This is a genomic window from [Clostridium] innocuum, from assembly GCA_012317185.1.
GTDB lineage: Bacteria > Bacillota_I > Bacilli_A > Erysipelotrichales > Erysipelotrichaceae > Clostridium_AQ > Clostridium_AQ innocuum.
On record CP048838.1, the window covers coordinates 224,678 to 248,308 of the forward strand.

Here is a 23,631-nt window from a genome sequence, read left to right on the forward strand (position 1 = left end):
AATGCATAGGATGAGCCAATAGTAAGAAAGACAAGACCGGCTGATCTTGTCTTAAGGTTTATGCCTTTTCGTTCCTTTTGATAACCGGCAGGATCACACCAAGCGCTGTCAGTACGACTGGTGTGATGACATTCAGTGCTGTGGTGAACATGTCTCCCGGTGTATACATACCCATGATACAGCATGCAGCAGTCAGAATAAAGCACCAGATACCAAAGGTCATAGCGACTCCCTGATTCTTAACAAACCGGTATTCCGGCTGAAATTTGTTTCGTGCCGAACGCAGTGCGATATAGGCGGCAAATACCCATAGATACCGCATAGGCATAGTGACAGAATTCAGCTTGTTCAGCTGTGCAAGCACGCTGGCAGCACCAGGCACGAAGGACTGAATCAGAATAATGCTTCCGGACAAAATGACAACCATCCAGATTCCGTTGATATAAGCACCATATTTGTTTTTCTTAAGCAGTCCGGATGGAATAAACTCTCTGGCTTCCTCGTTGTCCAGCAGCATACGCAGCGGAGCATCAATACTTAATACCAGAGTTGAGAACTGACCGATCATGTTGCACAATGCATAAATAATCAGCAGTGCATCTCCCATGTGATAGTAGCCGCCCAGCTTCTGGAATGCCCAGTAGGAGCCGTTGGATACATAGGAATTAAAGGATTCCTGTGTTCCGTTAATTACGGCAGGATCAAACATCATACCCATTGCAATCGTACCCAGAATGGCACATACAACAACCATGATTGCCAGTGTAATCATACCCTTCGGGAAGCCCTTGCTTGGATTTTCCACCTTATTAACATAAGGGGAGATCTTTTCACAGCCACCCACGGCAAACACCAGAATGGACAGCGATGTAAAATACTGCAGATTAAACTGCGGGAAGATATTGTCCCAGCTGAAATCCGGAGTGACAAAGCCGCCGTTTGGATTGATGAGCGGTGCGGCAAACATCATAAGAATGTACAGTATGGACATGATGAACATACTGCTTCCGGCAATCGTCGCCAGCTTCTTCAGCGGATTTAAACCGCGGCTTGCGACCCAGCAGAAGAACAGGAAGACTGCCAGCGTACCCAGCTGTACATAAACGGTTGGAAATGTGTCATACGTTTCCGCATTGCGAAACACAGCCCAGCTAAGTGCTTTTAGTCCACCGCTGCCTTTACTTGCGATGTATGTAATGTGACATGCCCAGTAGGTCCACCCGGCATAGTAGGCGAATTTCGGACCAATTGTTTCATTGATCCATGAGCTGACTCCACCACCGGAGTCTTTGAATGCGGATCCCAGTTCTCCGACCATGAGCGCATACGGCACAAAGTACAGAGCAAACATCAGAATCCAGCTGAATATAACCTGAATACCATTGAAGTATACGAAGCCGTTTAATACATTTCCAAAACCCCAAACGGTAGAAAATGCCATAAACGCAAGGTTATACCAGACTATTTTCTTTGAACTTTCCATTTTTACCCTCCTTAGAATATAAATGTCGAGCCTAGCTATCATACCATAGGTAGTTCATAAACTCCATGATTTTTCAACATTTTGTTCGCAAAATATACTACAATTTCCAGATTTTGTTTATGATTCTCCATTAACTTTCCATCATTTTCTATCCACTGTATGTTTTGTGGAAATTCTGTGCTACAATGCTGATAAACAGAAAGGAAATGATGAACATGGAAACCAGACGGTTTGATAAAAAAGATGTAAAGGAAGTCGCAGAGCTGTTGAAAAACGGGAAGGTTGTGGCATTTCCTACAGATACGGTGTTTGGTCTGGGGGTCATTTATGAAAATGAGGAAGCCTTGCGCAAACTGAAGGAAAGCAAGGGACGTCCGGAGAATAAGCCGATTCCCACCATGGTTGCGGATGTGGAGCAGATGAAGTGTATCGCACAAATGCCTGCAGAAGCTGTGGCACTGGCGGATGCCTTTATGCCGGGAGCATTCACTATGATCTTGAAAAAACAGGAGACGCTGCCGGATTATGTGACGAACGGATTTCCTACCGTGGGAATCCGGATGCCGGATGATCCATTTGTATTGCGTCTGATTAAGGAATGCGGAAAGCCGCTTCTGGTAACGAGTGCAAACCGTTCCGGAGAGGAAACTGGTGTTCGGGATGAGCAGGTGCTGGAACAGCTGGACGGCAGAATTGATGCGATTGTTTTAGGAGAAGCAAAAGGCAAGCTGGCGAGCACGATCGTAGATATGAGCGAAGAAGAACCGCGCATTGTCCGTGAAGGCCCAATCTCTGCGGATGATATCAAAAGGGTGTTACATAACGCATAAGGGATAGCTTCTGCTGAATTTCATATAGTTATATTGTCAAGATAAATACAGGAAAATCAGAAAAATTGAAAATCACTGTCCGTTAATGGCTTTGTTTTTTCATGATTTCTGATTTTTTTCAGCCCTCTTTTCATGAGATGGATTTGTGATAAAATGAAATCATAGAAAGCAGCGAGGATATCCTATGAGAAAGAAAAATATATTGAAAATTCATCTGCTGGGTGAATTTTATATGGAAAACAAGAATTACCGGTTTCCGCAGGAAACAAAGAAGAGTACACAGCTGATCCTTTTGATCGCCTATCTGATGATGTATCGGCATACGGTGGTATCCAAGGAAAAGCTGATTAAAATATTGTGGAAGGAAGATGAATCGGATAAGCCGGAGGGTGCCTTGCGCAATCTTGTGTATCGTGCAAGAAAGGAATTGCAGAAATTTTATCCGGATAATCCCGAGCTTTCCTTTATTCTGTCAAAAGGCAATACGTATGCATGGAATTCTGAAATACCATGTGAGATTGACATCGTGCAGATGGATGAGCTGTGCAAAAAAATCGAAGAGGAGGAAGCACCGGAAGCCTCTTATCAGTATTGCAAAGAGCTGCTCAGCAATTATATGGAAGACTTCATGTTTGAATTTCATACGCAGGACTGGGTGGAGCTGCAGAAAACCTATTATGACAACAATCTAATGCGGGCAACCAACCGCAGCTGCAAGCTGTTGATGGATAAAGAATATTATGATGAAGTAATCAAGCTGTGTGATATTCTGGGCTTTAAGCATTATGCGAATAACCATATTCATGAATACAAGCTGGAGGCATATCGACAGACCCATCAGTATTCGCTGGCGATTTCGTATTACCACAAGGTGGCCGATATGTATTACGGAAGACTGGGGATCGAGGTAACACCGCTCTGCAGAGAAATTTATGCTGAGGTTGTACAGTGTATTGCCAGCAATCCGGTTGATGTGGATGAGCTGGAGCAGCAGCTGAAGGAGCATGTCCGAAATGAAGGAACCTTCTATTGCGACTTTGATGTATTTAAAAATATTTATCAGATGAATCTGCGTTCTGCGAGACGATCCTCCCGTTCCCGTTATCTGGTGCTGTTGACCATGCGGCAGCCGGAGGGTGTTAAGGAAGATGCTCAGCAGAGAGAGTCGGATATTCTGCGCGATGTTATAACGATAGAGCTGAGAAAAAACGATGTGTTTACGAAATGCAGTCCGTTTCAGTATTCCCTGATTATTGCGACAACCTCGATGGAGGGTTGTGATAAGGCAATTAGTCGTATTCTGGACAGATTCCAACAAAAGAAGACGATACCGGAAACAAAGCTAATGTATGAGTATAAGCATATAAATTGAAGATAATGGTGATAAATTGTTTTGATTTTGTGAAAAAGGGGAAATAGAAAATGGATAATATGGATGTATCTCTGTTTGGAAGTTTTCAGATTACTTATCATGGAATATGTCTGGATGAGCAGGGTATCCACTCAAGTAAGATGGCGGCACTCTTATCATATTTTCTGATATATAATGACCGCAAGATATCTACAACGGAATTAAATGATATACTTTGGGAGGATGATTCTAATATCAGTAATCCGCTGAGTGCTTTAAAAAATCTAATGTACAGGCTTCGCAGTCTTTTAAAAAAAGAATTTAAAACAGCTGATATGATTATTACAGGAAAAGGCTCTTATTACTGGAATCCGCAAATAAAGGTGCACTTGGATACAGACAGTTTTGAAGAGCTGGATAAACTATTAAAAAAAGAACACTTTTCTACCTGCAAAGATGTTGATAAGTTAAATTCAATTTTAAAGCTTTATAAAGGAAAATTTCTTCCTTGTATTAGTGACAAAAGATGGGTGGTATCTCTATCTACCTATTATCACTCGTTATATTTACGCTGTGCCAAGGCACTTGCAATAAAATATGAAGACCTGGATGAATATGAAAAGATGAATTCGGTTTGCAAGGATGCACTTGTACAGGATCCCCTTGATGATGAAATGCAATATTTATTTATTATTTCTCTTATACGACTTAAACATTATGATGTCGCAAAGGAGCAGTATCATAGGGCGTGTAGTCTTCTCTATGAGCGACTTGGAATCAAACAGTCACAGTTTCTTCAAAAAGTATATATGGAACTGATAAAAAATAACAACCAAGTGAATGTAAATCTGGATGCTATCCAGGACAGTATCGCTGAGAAAAAAATGGAACAGGCTTTTTACTGTGAGTTTGGTGTCTTTAAAGAAATATATCATCTTGAATTAAGAAGAATGGTTCGAGAAGGATTTTCTGAATATGTTGTGTTGATGACATTAAAACCAAAAAAATTTATAGATGCGAATTCAAAAGAAGGCTTACATCTGTTATCAAAAGAAATGGAAGCTTTGAGAATTGTTTTATGCAAATGTTTGCGCAATGGAGATGTCGTATCAAAATACAGCGGGTCACAATTCATTTTTATGTTGCACAGCTGCAATGCAGAGAATGCTAAACGTGTAATTGAACGTATTTTGAATACGTATGCTTCTTTGAATAAGCATCATTTAATAGATTTAAGTTATACATATGATGAACTGCAAGTATTTGATAATGATACACTGAGAGGGTGAAATGAATGCAAAAGAATATATTCTATCCCAAAAACGCAATACGATTGTGTCTTGCTAATCAAAAACAAGAGCATTTTGACGGCATCTTATACAGCTGTGTCAGGAAAGAGGGTTTTGCTTTTTCAAATTTTACTTCTTTTATTATGCTAACAGATGAAATTCTTGATTATTTAGGCACACCGCAGTCCTTTCAGGAAAGAAGATCTTTTAACACAAAGAAACGACATTTATGTATTGATCAACTAATGATTCATGAGGATTGCTCTTATATATATGAACAATCAGGAAAAGCAGGTACCTATGATATTATTATCACAACAAGACAAAAAAGTGACTGGCAAGGTATCGTGAAATGCAGAAATAAGATTTTAGGAGAATTTAAAAGTATTTTGGAATTAATGTATATATTGATATGAAGCAGATTGAAAAGATTTGATTCCTTGTAGAATCAGATTTTTTTTTGAAAAAGTAAACCATCGGTTATACTGGTGGGACAAAAAACTTAAGATTTAAAAAGTAATTAAAAAAATAAAACTCCTTATCATAATAGAAGAAGGTCTACCAAACCATTTTTAAATAATAAGGGGGCCCAAAACGGACATACATAGTTCATCATACAGCAAATGGAGATGTACATATCACATTGTATTTGCACCCTAATATATAAGATTGATGATATGCGGAAATTATAAAAAGAAATAGGAAAGATTTTAAGAACGATATGCGAAAGAAAGGGAGTAACGATAATAGAGGCAGAATTATGTCCGGTTCATATCCATATGCTAGTGGAAATACCACCAAAATAGCGGATCAGCGTTCATGGGTGAACTAAAAGGAATCTTATGATAGATGACCGATTTGCAAATTTAAAATAAAAATGCAAATCGGTCATTTTAGGGCAGGAGGATTTTTCGCAGATACAGTATGGAAAACACGAAAATGATACAAGAATATATACAACAACAATTGGCGGTAGACAAACTTGTAAATCAAATGAGTAAGAAAGAATTAGTTGACCCGTTTACGGGTGGAAAAGTCGTAAAAGAAGGCAGGTAAAAGGCACTTTAGAGCCAGCCATTAAAGATAGTATATTTGGTAGGCCTTCAGAGCGTGAATAACGCCGCTGGTAACAAACCCTTATAGGGATTACACAATCCATTAGTTCGATTAGTGGCTATGATTTATATAGTTGTGACCATATTGAGACCTCTTATATATATAATGTAAACATAAGATAGGAATTAAGATGAGGAGTGAATGATATGAATAAGAAAATGGTATTAATGATTTCCGCTGTTCTATTACTGGGCACATTTGCCGTCAGTGGAACAATTTCTTATATGGTTGCTAATACAGATGCAGAGCATAAGGTAAGCGCAGGTAATCTAAATGTAAAACTGATAGAGTCAGAAAAACAAGCTGCAAAGGTGGTACCTGGTGAGCGAATTGATTATCCGGTGAAAGTGAAGAATACAGGTGATTATCCACTCTATGCAAAAATAACGGTAAAAAAATACTGGAGTGAAGACAATAAAAAATATTATAACGGTAATTCTAGTTTGATTACACTACTCAATAAAAACGGGGATGATTGGATTATAGATGATGAAACCGATACGAATAATAAAGAGGTTGTATATTTTTATAGTAGAAAGCCGATTGAACCTAATAAAACGAGTTCAGAATTTATTAGTCAGGTTGCAGTCTCAGAGAACGTATCGGTTAAGGATCGCACTTTAAAATTAAATGTGGATTGTACCGTTGATGCCATACAGAATATCGATGTAAAAAACGCAATGATGGCTGAATGGGGTCTTGATGTGAATATCAGTGATGATGGTATATTGAGCATTGAGAATGAATAGGAGGCAGTAGTATGAAACATAGAAGACAATTGGCCGCAGTAATCATGGCTGCTATGCTGATAGGCGGTACCACTATTTTAAAAGCTGTAGAAGAAGAAAATCCGGGAATTGTATTCACCGGTGATTCTCAAAATTATTTCAGCTTCAATGTAGATAAGAATGAGTTTTCTAATAAATTTACTGGAATGATACCAGGAGAAACAAGAAGTGAGGAGTTTACTCTTTCTAATCAAGATGATAGGGAATTGAGATTTTATATTAATGCTTCCGTGCTTTCGGATCTTACGAATGACAATATATCAGCAAGTGGTGCTGTGTATACGATTACTTTGCTACGAGATGGAGAAGAATTTTATCGTGGTATAATTGGCGGGGTAGAAGGAACTCTCAAAGATCTGAATAGTGGAAATATCAGTCAGAATCAACTGATTGCATCTCTGAAAAAAGGTGAAAGCAGCAGAATAACAATGAAAATAGGAATCGACGGAGAGTCAATGAATAACGATTATCAAAATACAGTTGGTCAGCTGCGGCTGGAGTTTAATGTAGAGCAAGGGGAAGTTGCTACACCGGATGATGTAGTAATAAAAAAAGAGAATGTGATTTATGTAGAAAAACCGGTTAAAAAAACAACAGAAAAGAAAAAAGATAAAACAATTTTAGAAAGAATAAGTACAGGAGATACAACAGCAGTAGGGCTGCTGGCAGTAATCGTATTTATCAGTGGAGCAGCAGGGATATTGATAATAAAAAGAAAGGGTGTTAAGCAGCATGAAAAATAAACAGATAAGACGTGCAGTAACAGCAGCCTTTGTCATGATCGGAATGGTGATTTCGAGTGGATCTTTGCATGCAGCACAAAAACAGTATGAAGTGGTATTTAAAGCAGCGCTCCATGGTACATTTAATCAAAAATCACTCGATAGCAGATGCGAATTAGAAAATAGTAAAAAAGCTGTATGCTTGATAAACGCAGGAGCATTATTCCCAAAAGCACCGGAGGTCAGTGTGGAAAGCGGATATCGTCTGAAATCTGATTTCTATCGTGCACCTTCTGAGACGGTAGAAGAAAGAACGGTCGTTGTTGCAAAATACAGTAGGCTTATAAATGGTCTGGAATATTTGATTCGTTATGTTGATGAATCTGGAAATGATTTAACAACACCAATCATTCGAACTACGGAAAAAGGAATGGAAGAAACAGCTTATGCGAAAATAATCGAGGGATATCAGACAGATGCTGAAAGTAAAACGATGAGAATCGACAAAGACAAAACGGAAATTATATTCCATTATACATCTACCACAGAGGCAGTAGTACGGGTGGAGGAATCGACACGGACAGAAGAAATAATAACAAATGCAGAAACACCAATTATAGATATGATAAATTCACAACCAGAAGCTGCACCTGTAACTGTTAATAATCCATTGTCTGAAGTAAATCAAAATAATGCATCGAATGAGAATAATACGTCAAATGAAAATAATACAACCACTGAGAATAATCAAGATACTCCGTTAACAAATGGTAAAGAAAATAATAAAGATAATGGAACGGATGTGGAAAATAATGAAACACCAAAAGCCGGTGGAACAACCGAATTAAAGGATGTTCTGCCCTATGCGGCAGGTGGTATCGGTATCCTGTCAGTGCTGTTTGCAGCATTCTGGCTTATAAAGAAAAAGAAATTAAATGAACAGGAGTAAGAACCTGTGCATAGAAAAAAATCAGTAAGAGGAGGGTTCTTATGAAAGGGAAAAATATAAGAAAAGGTATTACCAGCGTTGCAATTCTATCATTGGTACTGTGCCTGATGTCAACAGGGGTAATGCATGCAGAAGATGATGAAACAGTATTCACACCCAGTCAGGACCAGTCTGCAGAAGAGAAGACTGCTGCAGGTGAGCAGGAAAAACAGACTGTTTCAGATACAACGGAGGAACAACAACAGACACCTGTTTCAGAAAATCAGTCAACGTCTGCAGCTACAGAAGAAGAGGATGAAAAGCAGGAATCACTTGAACCTGTAGGAAAAACAGAGAGCAGCATTGAGGAGAAAGATACTGCACTGACGGAAAAGATGCAGGATAGTACAGTAGGAAGCACATTGGAAGGCAATACAGGTGAGCAGCAGGATAAAGCGGACAAGCAGGAAGAAAAGGCAGCGAATATAAATAGGTTCCGTGCTGCTATGAGTTCTAGTCATTCAGGCAACCTGGTTTTTCAGGATCAGTCAGATACCGTATCCTCTGAAATCCGTAAGAAAACTGAAAATGGGAAGACTGTATATACTTTGTATGTAACAATACAGGAAGGAGCCGTTGGCGATCAAATTATTGATTTAGGTACAAAAGCTGTTGAACTTTTCGATAAAGAAATTTATTCACCTGGGGACAGTGCAAGCTATTCAGTTGTTATTGAAAATCATTCGGGTAAATCTTATAAGTATAAAGATAACTCATTTATTGTGACAACGCCAAATGCAGAGGGCTATGGTGTAAAACCTGATCCAAACTATCAAGTTATTGGCTTCGACGGTCAGGAGCTGCCGATTAAATTTCTTGCTGCCAGAGCATACAATGATGCATTGGTGAAACTCTATGGTGTTTCAGGGACAGCACAGCTTAGTTTAAGACATCTACTTGGTGTTTATAAAAAATTGGAAACCGATGGATATTATGGAAAAACATACACAGGTTCTGAAGCATTATCACGCTTCTATCTTGACTTCTACAATAATAAATATGGAAGTGCTGCAAAAGAATTATATGAACTTCCAACAGATGCCATTGTTGATATTCAAGGTGGATATGGAATTGCAAACTCAACATGGGTTACGATCACGACAACAGAATTGAATTCATTGGAATCGGAGTATGGTGAAATCATAGATAAGTATCTTGCTGTAAAAAACGTTTCATCAAAAAATGTATCAGTTCAGTTAAAAGAAATGGAGCCTCAGCTTTCAGCAACCGGTTATACATTTTTCTATAGAGAATTGTTGCATGTTGCTTATGGTGGTGAATCTACTGTAAAAGACTTTTTATCAAAAAGTCCCAAATGGACAGGTAATAACACTGCAATTGGAAATTATATGGCAAATACAAATGGAATTAGAGATAGTGTAAATAAATACATGAGAGACAATGCTGTTTTAAATACTAATGATAGCTTAAAAGCGGATCAGATACTTGGAAGTGACGATGGATCAAAAATGGTTCTTCATTCAGCATTTGCTTTAGATGGACCGCATATGGGGAATGCATATATGAGCTATCAATTTGCATGGTACAATACCATCACCTTGGAGGAGGCAGAAGAACCTGTTGGTAATATACAAGTAAATAAAACTATCAATAAGGAAGCTGTTGATTTTGCACAGGGTGATCCAATCTTTATATTGAAAGCTGAAAACATAAATACAAAAGATACCTATTACAAATTGGTTCGCTTTCATGAGAATAGTGCTGCTACACAAAGTGTAAGCTTTCATAATCTTCCCATCGGTACATATCGTATAAGCGAAATGATGGGCATCCGCTATGATTTTGGTAATGTCAGCGTTACAAGCAGAGAAAATTGTGCTGTAATAGACGGTCAATCCGTGACGGTTGATCTGAATGCAGCAGTAGCAGATAAAGAAGAGGCTGCAGCGGATATTACATTCTCTAATGTTAGAGTAAACGATACGTATCTGTCTGATAGTGATACCGTTGTCAACAGATTTCGAGTGGAAAATGGAGAAGTAAGCACTGTAACACAAGATTATTTAAAATAGAACTGGAGGTGTCAGAATGAATAAAAATAGAACGAATAAAGTACGCATACTGATAGCGGTATTTGCTGTAGCATTGCTTGCGATGCTTGTGGTACCTTCCTCCTATGCATATTTTACAGCAAGAGATACAGCAAAAACAGAATACACTTTTGCAAATATAGATACAGAAATTGAAGAGCCGCAGCCAGAACTGCAGCCGACCTACATTATCAAAAGACCAAGTATCAGAAATAATGGAGACACCGGTTGTATGGTAAGAGTGCGACTTAACGCCAGCCCTGAAAGGCTATTTAAGCAAGGAGCATTGGAACTGGATGTAAATACCGGCGAATGGATTAAGCGTGATGATTACTATTATTATAATAAGGTGCTGGAACCAGGAGAAACAACGAGTAGTGTAATAAATGGGATTTTCATTAAAGATAAAAATCAGCTGACAGAGGATTTTGATGTATCAATTACACAGGAATCCATTCAGTACAAGATCAGTAACAATGAGGAGTATTTAGATGCAAAAAATGCTGATGGTACGATCAATATGGATACTGCCAGTCGTATATGGGAAATTTACGAAAATCAAAGATAAGCGGAGGCATAGCCATGGAGCAAATACGAAGGAAGAATCAAACATTTATCATTGAAATAAAAGGTACAGAAAATCAATCCTGGCAAGGATGCATCACTTGGACAGATACGAATAAAAAAGAATGCTTCCGAAGTGCACTTGAAATGATTAAGCTGATAGATTCAACATTGAATGAGAATGAAGAAGTATAAACTGATGAGTATCGCTGGAACTATTTGTGTCGTTCTGGTAATACTTGCTGCTTTTCCTTTCACACTGCCTAGAATATTTGGAATTGAAATATATGGAATCCTTACAGGAAGTATGGACCCAGCATGTCCTACAGGTTCTCTGGTATATGTAAAGTCCGTTAACCCTGAAAGTCTGCAGGAAAAGGATATTGTCACATTTCAAAAAGGTAATCTGGTAATCACTCACCGTGTAGTAAAAAATGATGTTCAAAAAGAGGAGCTGATAACAAAAGGTGATGCGAATAATGCCAATGACATACAACCAGTAGCCTATAAACAAATTAAGGGAAAAGTTGCACTTACGGTTCCTTTACTGGGATATTTGGCATTAAGATTGAATTCTGCTGCGGGCATTTCTGTCTGTGTGATTATACTCGCCCTTGGTTTGATGCTCTGGGTACTTGGAGATATGATGAGTATAAAGAAAAAGTCGTTAAGTTAAAACGGCTTTTTTATAAAGAATTCATATATGAATATTTTCATATGACTTAGAGTGTTTTCTTGCTATAATATAGATGTTAAAAAGAAAAGGAGTGTAGAATGTATATGAAAATAGCGGTAGCTTGTGATCACGGTGCTTTTGAGTATAAGGAAATCGTGAAGGAAATGTTAACGGAAATGGGACATGAGGTCGAAGACTTCGGATGTCATGGATGTGAGTCTGTGGATTATCCGGACTACGCAGGACCGGCTGCACAGAGTGTCGCAGATGGTAAAAACGATAAGGGAATCGTTATCTGCGGGACAGGAATCGGTGTCAGCATTGCCGCCAACAAGATTAAGGGAATCCGTTGTGCGCTTTGCAGTGATCCGGTTAGTGCCAAACTGACAAGAGAGCACAATAACTCCAATGTGCTGGCGATGGGACAAAGAATCATCGGTGTGGAGCTGATGAAGGAAATTGTACGTGTTTGGGTAAATACCGAGTTTTCCCATGATGAGCGCCACCAGAGAAGAATTAATAAGGTAATGGCTCTGGAAAAATAATATGAGGAAAACTGCAGAAATGCTGCTGTCCTTGGCCGTTCTGTATGTATACGGATACCGTTTGAAGCAGCGTCAGGCTGCCTGTCCCTTTTATAAGGTTTGGCATGGAGATGAAGAAATCATACAAATACGTCTTTCCGGTGTCGTTTCTATTCAGAAAGGGCAGAGAAAGGTATTCGGTTATATCAGCAGCTGTGATGAGATGGAACAGGATATCTGGAAATTTCATGTCAGACTGCGCAGGCACGGCGGTATTCTCTGCTTTCGATATGCAGCGCAGAGTCTTCAGCAGCTTTCTGCGGATGGCAGTGTCCTGCATACATACAGGTGAGGATGAAGTCTATGGCAAACTGGAACCCCTGGCATGGCTGTCATAAGATCAGCGCCGGATGTGAGCATTGCTATGTATACCGGATGGACGAAAGACATGGCAAAGAAACCGGTGTTGTTACCCGTCTGAAGGACTTTGATAAGGTTTTGCACAAAAATCGCAAAGGTGAATACAAGATAGCATCCGATGAAATCGTCTATACCTGTTTTACCAGCGATTTTTTTGTAGAGGATGCAGATGCATGGAGAGATGAAGCATGGAATATCATGCGACAGCGCAGGGATTTATTTTTCTTTATGATTACAAAGCGAATTGACAGGCTGATGAAATGCATTCCGTATGACTGGGGAACGGGATGGGATCATGTGGGAATCGCCTGTACGGTGGAAACGATGGAGCGCGCAGCGTATCGTCTTCCCATTTATCAGGCAGCACCTCTGCGTCATAAGTATGTGGTATGTGAACCGCTGCTGGAGCCCTTAAACCTGAGGCCCTGGCTGGATGATAGCATTGAAGAGCTGATCGTCGGAGGAGAAAGCGGACCACAGGCAAGGGTCTGCCGGTATGAGTGGATTCTCGATTTGCGCAAGCAGTGTGAGGAAAAGGGCATATCCTTCTGGTTTAAGCAGACCGGTGCAAATTTTGTGAAGGACAATATTCATTACCGCATACCGCGCAGGCAGCAGCATTTGCAGGCAAAAAAAGCGGATATCAACCTGAATCCGGAAATCATCTTATAATGCTAAGGAGGAAGACATGCACAAAATCAACACAAGACTTGTTAAAATGATGAAGGCCGTTGAGCTTGTGATTGCCGTGTTGTTAATGATCGCCATCGCAATATCAACGCTGGCAACGGTATGCTTTGGGGCGGAGTCTCTTATGAATCAGAGCTTTCAGCTGGATGCCATACTGGAAAAGGCACTGACTCTGGTTGTCGGGGTGGAATTTGTAAAGATGCTGATTCTGCATACACCGGAATCAGTGATCGAGGTACTGCTGTATGCGGTTGCCCGTCAGATCATTATATCGCATGAAAGCGCCATGGAAAATCTGGTAGGAGTGCTGGCAGTGGCACTGATTTTTGTTGTAAAGAAATATTTCCTGATGAACGCAGAACAAAAGAAATGACAATATAAAAATCTGTGGTAAAATAGAGGCATTAAACGGAGGTAGCGTATGAACGATAAGAAAATTCAGGAAGCCATTGAAAGAGAAGCAGAGCGCCAGCTGTATAATATCGAATTGATTGCATCAGAAAATTATGTATCAAGGGATGTACTGGAGGCTGCCGGAAGCATACTGACAAATAAATATGCAGAAGGCTATCCGAGCAAGCGTTATTACGGAGGCTGTGTACATGTTGATGAGATAGAAGAAATCGCAAGAGAGCGGGCAAAGCAGCTGTTTAACGCTGAGCATGCCAATGTGCAGCCGCACAGCGGTTCTCAGGCAAATATGGGCGTATATTTATCTGTTTTACAGCCAGGTGATACCGTACTGGGTATGAATCTGACGGCAGGAGGTCATCTGACACACGGACATCCTTTAAACTTTTCCGGAACGTTGTACCGGTTTGTGGATTACGGTGTAACAAAGGACAGTGAAACAATCGATTATGAGGAGGTGCGCAGAGTCGCATTAAAGGAACAGCCGAAGCTGATTGTTGCCGGTGCGAGCGCGTATCCAAGAGTGATTGATTTTGAAAAATTCCGTGAGATTGCGGATGAAGTCGGTGCATATTTCATGGTGGATATGGCACATATCGCAGGACTTGTAGCGGCAGGAGAACATCCAAGCCCGGTACCTTATGCGGATTTTGTGACAACGACGACACACAAAACACTGCGCGGACCCCGCGGTGGATTGATTCTCTGTAAAAAGGAGCATGCGGCACTGCTGGATAAAAAGGTGTTCCCCGGAATGCAGGGCGGACCGCTGATGCATATCATAGCGGCAAAGGCAGTTTGTCTGCAGGAAGCGATGCAGCCGGAGTTTAAGGCTTATGCGAAACAGGTTATCGCGAATTGTGCAGTGTTGAGCAATACGCTAAAGGAAGAAGGCTTCCGCATTGTGAGTGGAGGAACGGATAATCACCTGATTCTCGTCGATGTGAAATCCTCTCTGGATATGAGTGGAAAGCTGGCAGAAAAGCTGTTGGATGAGGCCGGTATCACCTGCAATAAGAATACAATCCCATTTGAAACGGAAAAACCGTTTGTAACGAGTGGTATCCGTCTGGGGACTGCGGCTATGACAACAAGAGGCTTCAAAGAAAATGAATTCCGTCAGGTTGCTTTATGGATCAGCCGTGTATTGAAAAATGCAGAGGATGAAAAGGTGCGTGACGAAGTACGAAACGAATTGCGTGCACTTACTGTTCAGTTTCCACTGCCAAATGAAGGATAATTGTAACGATGCTATAGGAGTGGTTTAGAATTCTTGAAACTGGTGGATCTAAAAAATCTGCCAGCTGCACCAAAAAATCAGACAAGAGGTCAAACATCTCTTGAGGCTGGAGGATCTAAATGCACTCCCAGCCATAACCGTAATTACACATAATACCGTCCAGCCTCTCATCTTATGCCAGGATATAGAGGAAAAGAAGCCTCTCAAATGCTTGATGTATACAGGCATACGGGAAGCTTCTTTATTTTTTTATAATACTCTTGAGAAAGCATCCGAATATGAAGTCCACTCTTTTTCATATGAAGGCGCGGAAGCAGTATCGGATAGAAATGCTTTACTGTAGCTTGCTATAGGTCTTTTTCAGCTCAAGCAGCACATCCACATGCTGAAAATCCTTCGGATATACCAGATTGATCTCCCGTATCATTGTGGAATTGGTGATGGGGATGGTTTTGAGCCGTCCCTTCTGTTCATCCTCCTTGCAGGCATTGTGTGACATGATGGATACACCCATGTTGCTCATGACAAGTTCCTTTATGGTGGCGAGTGAATCCGTTTCAATCAGAATCCGATAATTGCGGATAGAGTCACGCTGTGATTCCAAATAATTCTCGAAAATCTCTCTGGTTCCTGCTTCTTTGGAACGTAGAATAAAGCTTTCTTCAAGCAGCTCATTCATATTCACACTACTGCGATTTGCCAGCGCATGCTGCGGTGATACGATCAGACAGAGGTAATCGGTATCCAGAAGAATGGATTGATATTTATCTGATGTCAGCCGTCCGTCGATTATCGCAAAATCTGCTTCATATAATTTCAGTTTATTATAAATATTATTTATGGAATCTGTAATCAAATTTATATGCACATCGCTGTGTTCACGACAGTATGCCGCAAGCAGCTGAGGAATGTAATACTCACCGGCGGTCGGTGTTGTAGCGATATTAAAACGATGCAGATTGTTTTTTGCGTCCTCCAATGCCTGGTGTGTATTGTTGTATACTGCCATCATGCGGTGGGCATATTTCACCAGTATCTCACCTTCCGGCGTCAAAATCAGATGTTTTCTGCTCTTGTGAAAGATTTTGATTTGGAATTCTTCTTCCAGTTGTTTAATCTGATGACTGATGGCAGGCTGTGTGAGATGTAATTGCTTTGCTGCTTTTGTATAGCTCTTGCAGGTGATCAGCGTCAGTAGCGACACAATTTTTGTATCAAGCATAGGATATCCTCCTTATAATAAATTATATTGATAATAAGCTAAATTATTATAATTAGATTTTATCATCGTTTTCTCATATAATCAATGGTGTGAGGAGGCGGTTATGATGATAGCTGAGGTTTTACAGAAACAAGGGAATGCAGGAATCATTCTCTCTATAGCCATTATTCTGCTCGCTGGCTTTCTTTGTTCCAGGGTTACAAGAAAGCTGCACTTCCCCAATGTGAGCGGTTATATAATTTCGGGGATACTGATCGGTCCCTGTGTATTGCATCTGATACCCTTTGAGATTGTTCAGGGGATGGATTTCATGACGGATATCGCTCTGGCCTTTATCGCCTTTGGCGTAGGTAAGTATTTCAGAAAGGATGCTCTGCTGAAGCAGGGAGGAAAGATTCTAACGATAACGATATTTGAAGCACTGACTGCCGGTGCCTGTATCACCATTGCCATGGTGACGTTCTTTCATCTGCCCTGGTCCTTTTCGCTTCTGCTCGGTGCCATCGGGTGTGCGACAGCACCTGCATCAACCATAATGACGATACGCCAGTATCATGCAAAAGGCAACTTTGTGGATACTATTCTGCAGGTCACTGCGCTGGATGATGCGGTTGCTCTGATTGCGTTCAGTGTCTGCACAGCACTTGTGGAATTCATGCATTCGGATCAGGTGCTGGAATGGTCGCTGATCCTGCTTCCGATTTTGTGGAATGTTCTTGCTGTGGGACTTGCTGTTTTACTGGCATGGGTGCTGAACCATATCATCAGTGAAAAGCGCTCCAGTGATCATCGTCTTGTTTTGGTAATTGCTATCATTCTTTCTCTGACAGGAATCTGTAGCTGCTTTGCTATATCACCACTGTTATCCTGCATGGTGCTGGGTGCTGTTTATATCAATTTATCCGGAAACAAAGACCTGTTTCGTCAGGTAAACGGCTTTACTCCGCCCATCACCCTGCTGTTCTTTGTGTTATCCGGTATGCGTCTGGATTTACGCGCTCTTGTATCCTGTGGTCTGATTGGCATCGTTTATTTCTTTGCACGTATTCTTGGAAAGGCAGTCGGTGCATGGACAGGGGCAAGTCTGTCACATGCCAGCACATCAGTACGGCAATATCTGGGTCTTGCGTTGATACCGCAGGCAGGCGTTTCCATCGGCTTGGCTATTCTCGGACAAAGACTTCTTCCATCTGCGGAAGGAACAATGCTTTCGCTCATTATTCTATCGAGTGCAGTCCTGTATGAGATGATCGGTCCCGCATGCGCTAAGCTGTCACTAAAGCTTTCCGACAGTATCGCAAATGATGAAGGACGGGAAAAGGGAAATGGTGCAAATCATCTCAAAGTGATTTCACAGAAGCTGCATGGAAATCAATAACTTTCACGTTCTGCCCACCTTCCGCATGCTTCCCAGGAAAAAAAGGGATGCACATACCTTGATGAGCATCACGTATTTCGTAATTCATGATTCCCATATAATGAGATGCAAAAAACTATTCTGTAATCTCCTCTTTATGAAATAGACTTCTTAAATATTGAAGCTGACAATGGTATACTATAGGAAGAGAAAGGAAAGGGAAGCAATGGAGAAAATTACGAGGGTATTTATGACAGGTATGCTGTGTCTGCTGGTGAGCGGCTGCAACAATTCAGGTAACAGCACAGCGGCAAAGGAACAACAGGAAACCCTGTTTAATGAACTGAACCGTGCGGCGGAAAAGTGCGTTGAACGCGGTAATCTGCAGATCGACTGGCAGTATGCAGGACAACAGGATTTGAAATGCGATGGCAAAGAGCTGGAGGAAATCAATGTGGGGCCGTCAAGAAACATAACATTATATGATTTTAAGCACCAGCGAAGCATATCCTATTTCTATGCGCTTGAAGATGCCGACCCGCAGGTGGAAGATAAAATCGGTATGGCCTGCAGCTACATCAACGGCTATTATGTAGAACTGAGCTTTGCGGAAGTACAGGGAAAACGAACCTTTCAAAAGGCAGAAAACCGTAGAAATAAACGTAAGGAAGCATTTCCATATACGGAAAATGATTTTGCCATGATTGTCCGGGATGTTGATAAGGACTATTTTCATATCGAAAAGGAAGAAAACGATAAGGAAATTGTCTATACGCTGACAATGTCGGATAAGGATCAGACAAATCAGCGGTATAAACAGGATGCGCAGGAGCGGGGAGAGGATGCAATGCGTATTGATAATTGTACACTGGATACAAATGAAATCATTGATCAGAAGCTCGTATATCATGTAAATACAGACGGTTATCTGAGCTTGGTTGAAGCTTCAACGACATGGCAGATCAATGATGTGAAAAAAGAAGTAAAGTATACCGCTTCCTATGAAACCTTTGATACATTTGATAGCAGTGTATTTGAAGAGGCGATAACATATTAGGACAAAAGCGCTTTATGGTGGCTGATGAAAATGTATAGGCGAATTCTAATTTTATAAAGATAACTGCTTCATGAAAATAAAAACGCTTTGTTTAACTTTCAGCTTTAGTAAATACGGTCATAAAAACAGACGATACAAAGATCGTCTGTTTTTTAGGCCTCTCGTTTTGCTTCCTATATCTGTTGGATTAAAAACCATAGGACGGCCAATTTTATAGAAAGAAAGCATTGCTTTTTTCATTATGGTCAGAGTTTTATTGACAGTGCTCCTGCTTCATGCTTTTTCCATACAGCACACCGATGATTTCCTCAGCTGTAGATGCTTTCTGGATATTCCCGATGAAATCCTCAGAGCTGATGAGGTGATATAGATCCTTCAAAAGCTTTCTCATAGTATCCTTTTGTTCAAAGGAAACAGCTATGAATAATACCACGCTCACCATACCGTCACGCCAAAGAATCGGATCATCCAGCGTAACCAGCACGATGGCGGTCCGGTTGACATACTTATCAGATCCGTGCGGTATTGCGATACCATTTCCGATTTCCGTAGAGGAAACCTTTTCTCTGTTCTTTACGCTGTCGAAAAAGCCATGCTCCACATAACCCTTTTGTAGCAATATACTGTTTGCCTTCTCCAGAATCTCCTCTTTCGTTTTGCATTTTTGATGAACCAGAATCGCATCGGTACTGATTGCCTGCAGCAGATAATGGAAGCGGGATTCTCTGACATCCCGAATAAGCCTTTCATAGGCTTGCGAGATTCTCTGTATATCCAACCTGTCCGCAACAGGAGAAATCACAACAGAGGGGATATCGCTGATATCCAGATCCATGGTGGATATGATGAAATCAAAATGGCGGAGGTACTCTGTTTTTAAATCGTGGATGCTGATAAGCTCAATTACGTCAAAGGTCGGCAGATTGATTTTTATTTGATTTTCTATCAGCATCGCATTCGCCTGTCCGCAGTTATAAACAATAGCTATTTTTTTCGAGAGGTTATGACGCTCCAAAGCAGCCTGAAAGTGAATGAGAATAAATCCTATCTCATCATCGGATAATGTGAAACCAAGCTTTTTCTCCAGAATACTGGAGGCAAGAGAAACGACCGAGAACATGGCGGTATACTGCTGTTTGATTTGCAGAATAAAGGGATGTGTAATCTTGATATTGTTTTTTAATCGGGCGATCATCGGAATGAAGTGCTTCGACAGTCCTGTCTTTAATATATCATCGGATGAGAAATCTGCATTGAATATATCGCCGATTGAGGATATCAGCTCATCGACGGTTTCCTGAATGATAGGGGAATACCCGGCTTTTGCGCTTTGCTCCTCATGATATACACCAGATAGACGGGCATTGACCCATCGGGTGTCAAGGTCATTGATGGTAATGCTTTGGGTATGCACGAGCCATTGTATCATTTCTTCTGTGATTGGATAGGTTTTTAAAACGTGAAGCTCTGTAACCACCGGTCTGACAGGAGCTTCTGTCAGCTCACAGCCCTTTCTGATTCTTTGAATAAAAATGGAATACGATATGAAAATCTGTGCGTAATAATTGGTATCCAGATGGAAACCAAGCTTTTCCTGCGCTATATCAATCATTTTCTTTGCGATTGACTGTGTGTCCTCATCGACATATCTGGATAAGATCTTACGACAGAGGCTGAAATCCATGATTTGATCCTGTTGCGTCAGAGAGCTAAGCTCCTCAAATATAAACTTGCGCTTTGCACTGCGTATACGCTGCTCCTTTGCGGTGATCCTCGTGCCGCTTTTACTGCGGCTCAGCAGAATATCCAGCTGTCCCAGCTCTGCCTCCACCCTTTCCAAATCCTTAACGATGGATGTGGAGCTGACACGGAATTCATCCGACAGCCTTCGTACGGAAATGCTTTCGTCAAACATTAAGAGCTTCTCCATGATTTTCTTTCTTCTGCTTTCACTTGTAAAGGTTTCCTGCATCTCCTGTTGCATGGATTTTTGCAGCTTTACAAGAGCGTTTCTATCACCCTCCATACGGATACCCACCCCGTGCTTTGCCGTGATATCCAATCCGTATTCTCTCATATACCAGCGCAGCTCTGTTATATAATTGGAAATTGTTTTATTTGATACCATGAGCTTCTCTGCGAAATATCCGGTTTTACGATAATCGCTTTCTTCAAGTAAGAGATTCAGAAACTTTGTAAGAGCAGATGCTTTCATATGATTTCTCCTCCTGCTTCATTAAGACAGAAACTTCCTATCTACATCATAAAACGAATTCATAGAAATTGAAATAGCAACTTGCTTCTGTTCAAAGTGGAAAATAAAATACACCTGTGCGTGAGGCAGAAGTGGGGGTGCAGTTAAAACCAGCAAAAGATGAATATCGCACGGATATATCTGCCGTGTGTTTTTCTTTCCACAACTTGTGGAATAGAGTTGGTATTTCAAAAAAAGACCCACACAGATACAATGAGGGCGTAGAAAGGAGTGGTCAAATGTTTGAACAGTCGATTGTGAAGGTGTCCGAAAGAAAATTCCGGACAAAGAAAGAAATCATAGCCTACTTATCACAGCTCGCTGCAGCTGCAGGAAAAATCGATGATATGGACCGCTATATCACAGCAGTGCTGCAGCGTGAGGAAACTGCATCAACTGCGGTGGGGTTCAAAATCGCGATACCACATGGGGAATCAGATGCCGTCACGCAAACCTTTGTTGCGTGTGTTCAGCTGAAGCATCCCGTTGTGTGGGATCATGATGAGGTCGATCTTGTATTTATGATCGGAGTGCCGCTGTCGAGCAGAAACAAAGAGCACCTTCGTATTCTTGCAATGCTGAGCCGTCACTTAATGAAGGAAGACTTCCGCAGAGAATTGCGTGAAGCGAAAACGGATGATGAATTTTATGAAAGGATTAAATTTTTAGAAAACGAAAGATAAGGAGGAAGCGGTTATGAAAATCGTTGCAGTAGCTGCATGTACCATCGGTATTGCACACACTTACATGGCACAGGAGGCCATTGAACAGGAATGTAAAAAACGCGGATATGCATGTAAAGTGGAAACACAGGGCGGTATGGGAATTGAAAATGAATTGGATGAGGATGAAATAGCGGAGGCAGATGCTGTCATCCTTGCCATTGCCATCGGTATTGAGGGAGAAGAACGTTTTGAGGAAAAAGAGGAAGCCGGAAAAATCATTAAAATCGATCCGTCCGTAGTGATCAGAGATCCGGCAGAAATCATCGATCGGGCAGAGAAATTATAACATTAAATAAAGTGAGGAGAGCTTATGTTTAAAACTATAGGAAAAGATTTAGTTAAGGCGTTTAATACCGGAGTATCCTATTTCCTTCCGGCTGTTGTCATCGGCGGTGTGTTCCTTGCATTTGCGCTGGCAACCGGTGAGGCAGGCAGCGACGGCATGAAGATAACAAATTCCTTTATGCAGAATATCAATACCATCGGTTCTGCAGGTATGGCGATGATGATTCCGATGCTGGCAGGGTATATCGCATACTCCCTGGCTGGAAAGCCTGCACTGGCACCCGGTATGATTATCGGTTATATCGCAAACAATCCGGCTGGAGATAACAATGTTTCTACAGGATTTCTGGGGGCGATGATTATGGGGATTCTGGTTGGCTATGTGTGCAAATGGATCAAAAGCTGGAAGGTGGGACCGACGATCAAGTCCATTATGCCGGTTCTGATTATTCCAATCATATCCGCGTTGATTTGCGCTCTGGCGTATCTATATATTCTGGTTGGACCTCTGGGGGCGTTGATGAAGGCTTTGACAGAGATGCTCAGCGGTATGCAGGGGGGCAGCGCAATCCTGCTTGGAATTGTAATCGGATTGATGACAGCATTTGATATGGGTGGTCCCATTAACAAGACGGCATCAGCATTCACAATGGCACTTATGGCTGAGGGGCTGTATGGACCAAACGGCGCATTCCGTGTTGCCGTGGCAATCCCACCGCTCGGATTGGCATTATCCACCTTTATTTCACGTAGAAAATATGATAATGCTGAAAAACAGCTGGGAGTTACCAGCGCCTTTATGGGATTGATCGGAATCACTGAGGGAGCGATACCATTTGCCGTAAAGGATATCAAGCATGTGCTTCCCGCAATTATGGGAGGCAGTGCCGTGGGTGCAGGTCTTGCAATGATGCACGCCATTGAGTGCTATGTACCTCACGGCGGAATGATTGTTGCTGCTGCGACGAATAAGCCGCTGCTGTATACGCTGGATATGGCAATTGGTGTCATTGTGACTGCACTCCTGCTCATGATTCTCAAACCGAATCTTGAGGATAAGGAAAAAAAGAAGGTTGGAACAGCCGCTGATCAGGGCAGTATGCCTGTGAAATAGCTGGTATGCTGCACACAGTCGTGTTGGGTATGGATTATAAAAGGGCTGTATTGTATGAAACCCGTAACATGGAATCCCACAGGCAGTTCACCTTCATCGGGGATGAGAATGCAGAGAATAAATACAGGCGGAAGGAAGATAGCAGCGATATTTATAGGGAATCGAGCGTATATCTGCTCAGGAAAATGGAGCCGCAGGACTGTCATGCACTTGTCTATGCGGATGAGGTAATGCTGGTGAATGACACAGATCAGATAAAGCTGTATGCAGACTATCTTACAGCTGTGTTCAGCATGCGCGCTCAGACGAATTTTGGACAGCCGCTGCAGATTTTATATGAAAAGGAAGCAGAACAAGCCGTACAGTGTTTTCTAAATAAAGTCGTACAGCATTTGTGTCCGTCAGCAGCTTTCTGGTATTACCGGATGGTCACAAGAAAAGGATTGGCGTCATTTTAATAAATAGCCGGCAGGC

Annotated in this window: 25 protein-coding genes and 1 pseudogene; 23 read left to right on the forward strand and 3 right to left on the reverse strand. The window is 41.3% G+C overall.

Features of this window, described 5'->3' with window-relative positions; translation table 11 throughout:
* Positions 1–58: 58 nt before the first annotated feature.
* A complete protein-coding gene (locus G4D54_01120) occupies positions 59–1,483 on the reverse strand; it encodes an amino acid permease (GenBank protein QJA01110.1) in 1,425 nt (474 codons plus the stop codon).
* Between the two features lie 215 nt (positions 1,484–1,698).
* Between G4D54_01120 and G4D54_01125 the strand changes: the two genes are divergently transcribed.
* From G4D54_01125 to G4D54_01205, 17 genes and pseudogenes are all read left to right on the forward strand, one after another.
* Positions 1,699–2,313: a threonylcarbamoyl-AMP synthase gene (locus G4D54_01125; protein ID QJA01111.1), complete on the forward strand. Its 615-nt coding sequence runs from the start codon at positions 1,699–1,701 to the stop codon at positions 2,311–2,313.
* Positions 2,314–2,497: 184 nt separating this feature from the next.
* The gene (locus tag G4D54_01130; protein QJA01112.1) at positions 2,498–3,685 is read left to right on the forward strand and encodes a helix-turn-helix domain-containing protein; all 1,188 of its coding nucleotides are present in this window, start codon (positions 2,498–2,500) and stop codon (positions 3,683–3,685) included.
* 50 nt (positions 3,686–3,735) lie between these two features.
* Positions 3,736–4,953, forward strand: coding sequence for a diguanylate cyclase (locus G4D54_01135; protein ID QJA01113.1), 1,218 nt, complete (start codon positions 3,736–3,738; stop codon positions 4,951–4,953).
* 5 nt (positions 4,954–4,958) lie between these two features.
* The gene (locus G4D54_01140; GenBank protein QJA01114.1) at positions 4,959–5,369 is read left to right on the forward strand and encodes a hypothetical protein; all 411 of its coding nucleotides are present in this window, start codon (positions 4,959–4,961) and stop codon (positions 5,367–5,369) included.
* A 163-nt stretch (positions 5,370–5,532) separates the two neighbouring features.
* Positions 5,533–6,009, forward strand: a pseudogene (gene tnpA / locus G4D54_01145) (IS200/IS605 family transposase).
* Positions 6,010–6,215: 206 nt separating this feature from the next.
* The gene (locus G4D54_01150; GenBank protein ID QJA01115.1) at positions 6,216–6,818 is read left to right on the forward strand and encodes a hypothetical protein; all 603 of its coding nucleotides are present in this window, start codon (positions 6,216–6,218) and stop codon (positions 6,816–6,818) included.
* Between the two features lie 11 nt (positions 6,819–6,829).
* The gene (locus tag G4D54_01155) at positions 6,830–7,600 is read left to right on the forward strand and encodes a hypothetical protein (protein ID QJA01116.1); all 771 of its coding nucleotides are present in this window, start codon (positions 6,830–6,832) and stop codon (positions 7,598–7,600) included.
* Positions 7,590–8,528: a MucBP domain-containing protein gene (locus G4D54_01160; protein QJA01117.1), complete on the forward strand. Its 939-nt coding sequence runs from the start codon at positions 7,590–7,592 to the stop codon at positions 8,526–8,528. Before G4D54_01155 ends, G4D54_01160 begins: the two co-directional genes overlap by 11 nt.
* A 41-nt stretch (positions 8,529–8,569) precedes the next feature.
* On the forward strand, positions 8,570–10,600 hold the full coding sequence (locus G4D54_01165) for a hypothetical protein (protein QJA01118.1): 2,031 nt from the start codon (positions 8,570–8,572) through the stop codon (positions 10,598–10,600).
* A gap of 16 nt (positions 10,601–10,616) precedes the next feature.
* On the forward strand, positions 10,617–11,186 hold the full coding sequence (locus G4D54_01170; protein QJA01119.1) for a hypothetical protein: 570 nt from the start codon (positions 10,617–10,619) through the stop codon (positions 11,184–11,186).
* Between the two features lie 14 nt (positions 11,187–11,200).
* On the forward strand, positions 11,201–11,377 hold the full coding sequence (locus tag G4D54_01175; protein QJA01120.1) for a hypothetical protein: 177 nt from the start codon (positions 11,201–11,203) through the stop codon (positions 11,375–11,377).
* A 4-nt stretch (positions 11,378–11,381) separates the two neighbouring features.
* On the forward strand, positions 11,382–11,858 hold the full coding sequence (locus tag G4D54_01180) for a signal peptidase I (GenBank protein ID QJA01121.1): 477 nt from the start codon (positions 11,382–11,384) through the stop codon (positions 11,856–11,858).
* Positions 11,859–11,962: 104 nt separating this feature from the next.
* Positions 11,963–12,403: a ribose 5-phosphate isomerase B gene (rpiB, locus tag G4D54_01185; protein QJA05131.1), complete on the forward strand. Its 441-nt coding sequence runs from the start codon at positions 11,963–11,965 to the stop codon at positions 12,401–12,403.
* A gap of 19 nt (positions 12,404–12,422) precedes the next feature.
* Entirely contained in the window at positions 12,423–12,734 is a 312-nt protein-coding gene (locus tag G4D54_01190; GenBank protein QJA05132.1) for a hypothetical protein, read from the forward strand.
* Between the two features lie 11 nt (positions 12,735–12,745).
* Positions 12,746–13,474, forward strand: coding sequence for a DUF5131 family protein (locus G4D54_01195; protein ID QJA01122.1), 729 nt, complete (start codon positions 12,746–12,748; stop codon positions 13,472–13,474).
* Positions 13,475–13,490: 16 nt separating this feature from the next.
* Positions 13,491–13,865, forward strand: a complete 375-nt coding sequence (locus tag G4D54_01200) for a transporter (protein ID QJA01123.1) — start codon at positions 13,491–13,493, stop codon at positions 13,863–13,865.
* 48 nt (positions 13,866–13,913) lie between these two features.
* Positions 13,914–15,143 (forward strand): serine hydroxymethyltransferase, encoded by a 1,230-nt coding sequence (locus G4D54_01205; protein QJA01124.1) that lies wholly within the window; start codon positions 13,914–13,916, stop codon positions 15,141–15,143.
* A 334-nt stretch (positions 15,144–15,477) separates the two neighbouring features.
* Here the strand turns inward: G4D54_01205 and G4D54_01210 are convergent, their stop codons facing one another.
* The gene (locus G4D54_01210) at positions 15,478–16,365 is read right to left on the reverse strand and encodes a LysR family transcriptional regulator (protein QJA01125.1); all 888 of its coding nucleotides are present in this window, start codon (positions 16,363–16,365) and stop codon (positions 15,478–15,480) included.
* A 106-nt stretch (positions 16,366–16,471) separates the two neighbouring features.
* On the opposite strand from G4D54_01210, the gene G4D54_01215 reads away from it, so the two are divergent.
* Positions 16,472–17,743 (forward strand): cation:proton antiporter, encoded by a 1,272-nt coding sequence (locus G4D54_01215; GenBank protein ID QJA05133.1) that lies wholly within the window; start codon positions 16,472–16,474, stop codon positions 17,741–17,743.
* Positions 17,744–17,972: 229 nt separating this feature from the next.
* Positions 17,973–18,779: a hypothetical protein gene (locus tag G4D54_01220; protein ID QJA05134.1), complete on the forward strand. Its 807-nt coding sequence runs from the start codon at positions 17,973–17,975 to the stop codon at positions 18,777–18,779.
* 253 nt (positions 18,780–19,032) lie between these two features.
* Here G4D54_01220 and G4D54_01225 read toward each other — a convergent pair whose 3' ends face one another.
* Complete coding sequence (locus tag G4D54_01225) at positions 19,033–20,994, reverse strand: BglG family transcription antiterminator (GenBank protein QJA01126.1); 1,962 nt, start codon at positions 20,992–20,994, stop codon at positions 19,033–19,035.
* A 278-nt stretch (positions 20,995–21,272) separates the two neighbouring features.
* Between G4D54_01225 and G4D54_01230 the strand changes: the two genes are divergently transcribed.
* The 4 genes from G4D54_01230 to G4D54_01245 are packed head-to-tail and all read left to right on the forward strand — an operon-like array spanning position 21,273 to position 23,615.
* On the forward strand, positions 21,273–21,716 hold the full coding sequence (locus G4D54_01230) for a PTS sugar transporter subunit IIA (GenBank protein QJA01127.1): 444 nt from the start codon (positions 21,273–21,275) through the stop codon (positions 21,714–21,716).
* 13 nt (positions 21,717–21,729) lie between these two features.
* On the forward strand, positions 21,730–22,044 hold the full coding sequence (locus G4D54_01235) for a PTS fructose transporter subunit IIBC (protein ID QJA01128.1): 315 nt from the start codon (positions 21,730–21,732) through the stop codon (positions 22,042–22,044).
* Between the two features lie 24 nt (positions 22,045–22,068).
* Positions 22,069–23,157 (forward strand): PTS fructose transporter subunit IIC, encoded by a 1,089-nt coding sequence (locus G4D54_01240; GenBank protein ID QJA01129.1) that lies wholly within the window; start codon positions 22,069–22,071, stop codon positions 23,155–23,157.
* A gap of 5 nt (positions 23,158–23,162) precedes the next feature.
* A complete protein-coding gene (locus G4D54_01245; protein ID QJA01130.1) occupies positions 23,163–23,615 on the forward strand; it encodes a hypothetical protein in 453 nt (150 codons plus the stop codon).
* The last annotated feature ends 16 nt before the right edge of the window (positions 23,616–23,631 follow it).

Bases quoted from the DNA above. Each gene is read 5' to 3' on its own strand.
- G4D54_01120 (QJA01110.1), bottom strand. From the start codon at position 1,483: ATGGAAAGTTCAAAGAAAATAGTCTGGTATAACCTTGCGTTTATGGCA.
- G4D54_01125 (QJA01111.1), top strand. From the start codon at position 1,699: ATGGAAACCAGACGGTTTGATAAAAAAGATGTAAAGGAAGTCGCAGAG.
- G4D54_01130 (QJA01112.1), top strand. From the start codon at position 2,498: ATGAGAAAGAAAAATATATTGAAAATTCATCTGCTGGGTGAATTTTAT.
- G4D54_01135 (QJA01113.1), top strand. From the start codon at position 3,736: ATGGATAATATGGATGTATCTCTGTTTGGAAGTTTTCAGATTACTTAT.
- G4D54_01140 (QJA01114.1), top strand. From the start codon at position 4,959: ATGCAAAAGAATATATTCTATCCCAAAAACGCAATACGATTGTGTCTT.
- G4D54_01150 (QJA01115.1), top strand. From the start codon at position 6,216: ATGAATAAGAAAATGGTATTAATGATTTCCGCTGTTCTATTACTGGGC.
- G4D54_01155 (QJA01116.1), top strand. From the start codon at position 6,830: ATGAAACATAGAAGACAATTGGCCGCAGTAATCATGGCTGCTATGCTG.
- G4D54_01160 (QJA01117.1), top strand. From the start codon at position 7,590: ATGAAAAATAAACAGATAAGACGTGCAGTAACAGCAGCCTTTGTCATG.
- G4D54_01165 (QJA01118.1), top strand. From the start codon at position 8,570: ATGAAAGGGAAAAATATAAGAAAAGGTATTACCAGCGTTGCAATTCTA.
- G4D54_01170 (QJA01119.1), top strand. From the start codon at position 10,617: ATGAATAAAAATAGAACGAATAAAGTACGCATACTGATAGCGGTATTT.
- G4D54_01175 (QJA01120.1), top strand. From the start codon at position 11,201: ATGGAGCAAATACGAAGGAAGAATCAAACATTTATCATTGAAATAAAA.
- G4D54_01180 (QJA01121.1), top strand. From the start codon at position 11,382: ATGAGTATCGCTGGAACTATTTGTGTCGTTCTGGTAATACTTGCTGCT.
- rpiB (QJA05131.1), top strand. From the start codon at position 11,963: ATGAAAATAGCGGTAGCTTGTGATCACGGTGCTTTTGAGTATAAGGAA.
- G4D54_01190 (QJA05132.1), top strand. From the start codon at position 12,423: ATGCTGCTGTCCTTGGCCGTTCTGTATGTATACGGATACCGTTTGAAG.
- G4D54_01195 (QJA01122.1), top strand. From the start codon at position 12,746: ATGGCAAACTGGAACCCCTGGCATGGCTGTCATAAGATCAGCGCCGGA.
- G4D54_01200 (QJA01123.1), top strand. From the start codon at position 13,491: ATGCACAAAATCAACACAAGACTTGTTAAAATGATGAAGGCCGTTGAG.
- G4D54_01205 (QJA01124.1), top strand. From the start codon at position 13,914: ATGAACGATAAGAAAATTCAGGAAGCCATTGAAAGAGAAGCAGAGCGC.
- G4D54_01210 (QJA01125.1), bottom strand. From the start codon at position 16,365: ATGCTTGATACAAAAATTGTGTCGCTACTGACGCTGATCACCTGCAAG.
- G4D54_01215 (QJA05133.1), top strand. From the start codon at position 16,472: ATGATAGCTGAGGTTTTACAGAAACAAGGGAATGCAGGAATCATTCTC.
- G4D54_01220 (QJA05134.1), top strand. From the start codon at position 17,973: ATGACAGGTATGCTGTGTCTGCTGGTGAGCGGCTGCAACAATTCAGGT.
- G4D54_01225 (QJA01126.1), bottom strand. From the start codon at position 20,994: ATGAAAGCATCTGCTCTTACAAAGTTTCTGAATCTCTTACTTGAAGAA.
- G4D54_01230 (QJA01127.1), top strand. From the start codon at position 21,273: ATGTTTGAACAGTCGATTGTGAAGGTGTCCGAAAGAAAATTCCGGACA.
- G4D54_01235 (QJA01128.1), top strand. From the start codon at position 21,730: ATGAAAATCGTTGCAGTAGCTGCATGTACCATCGGTATTGCACACACT.
- G4D54_01240 (QJA01129.1), top strand. From the start codon at position 22,069: ATGTTTAAAACTATAGGAAAAGATTTAGTTAAGGCGTTTAATACCGGA.
- G4D54_01245 (QJA01130.1), top strand. From the start codon at position 23,163: ATGCTGCACACAGTCGTGTTGGGTATGGATTATAAAAGGGCTGTATTG.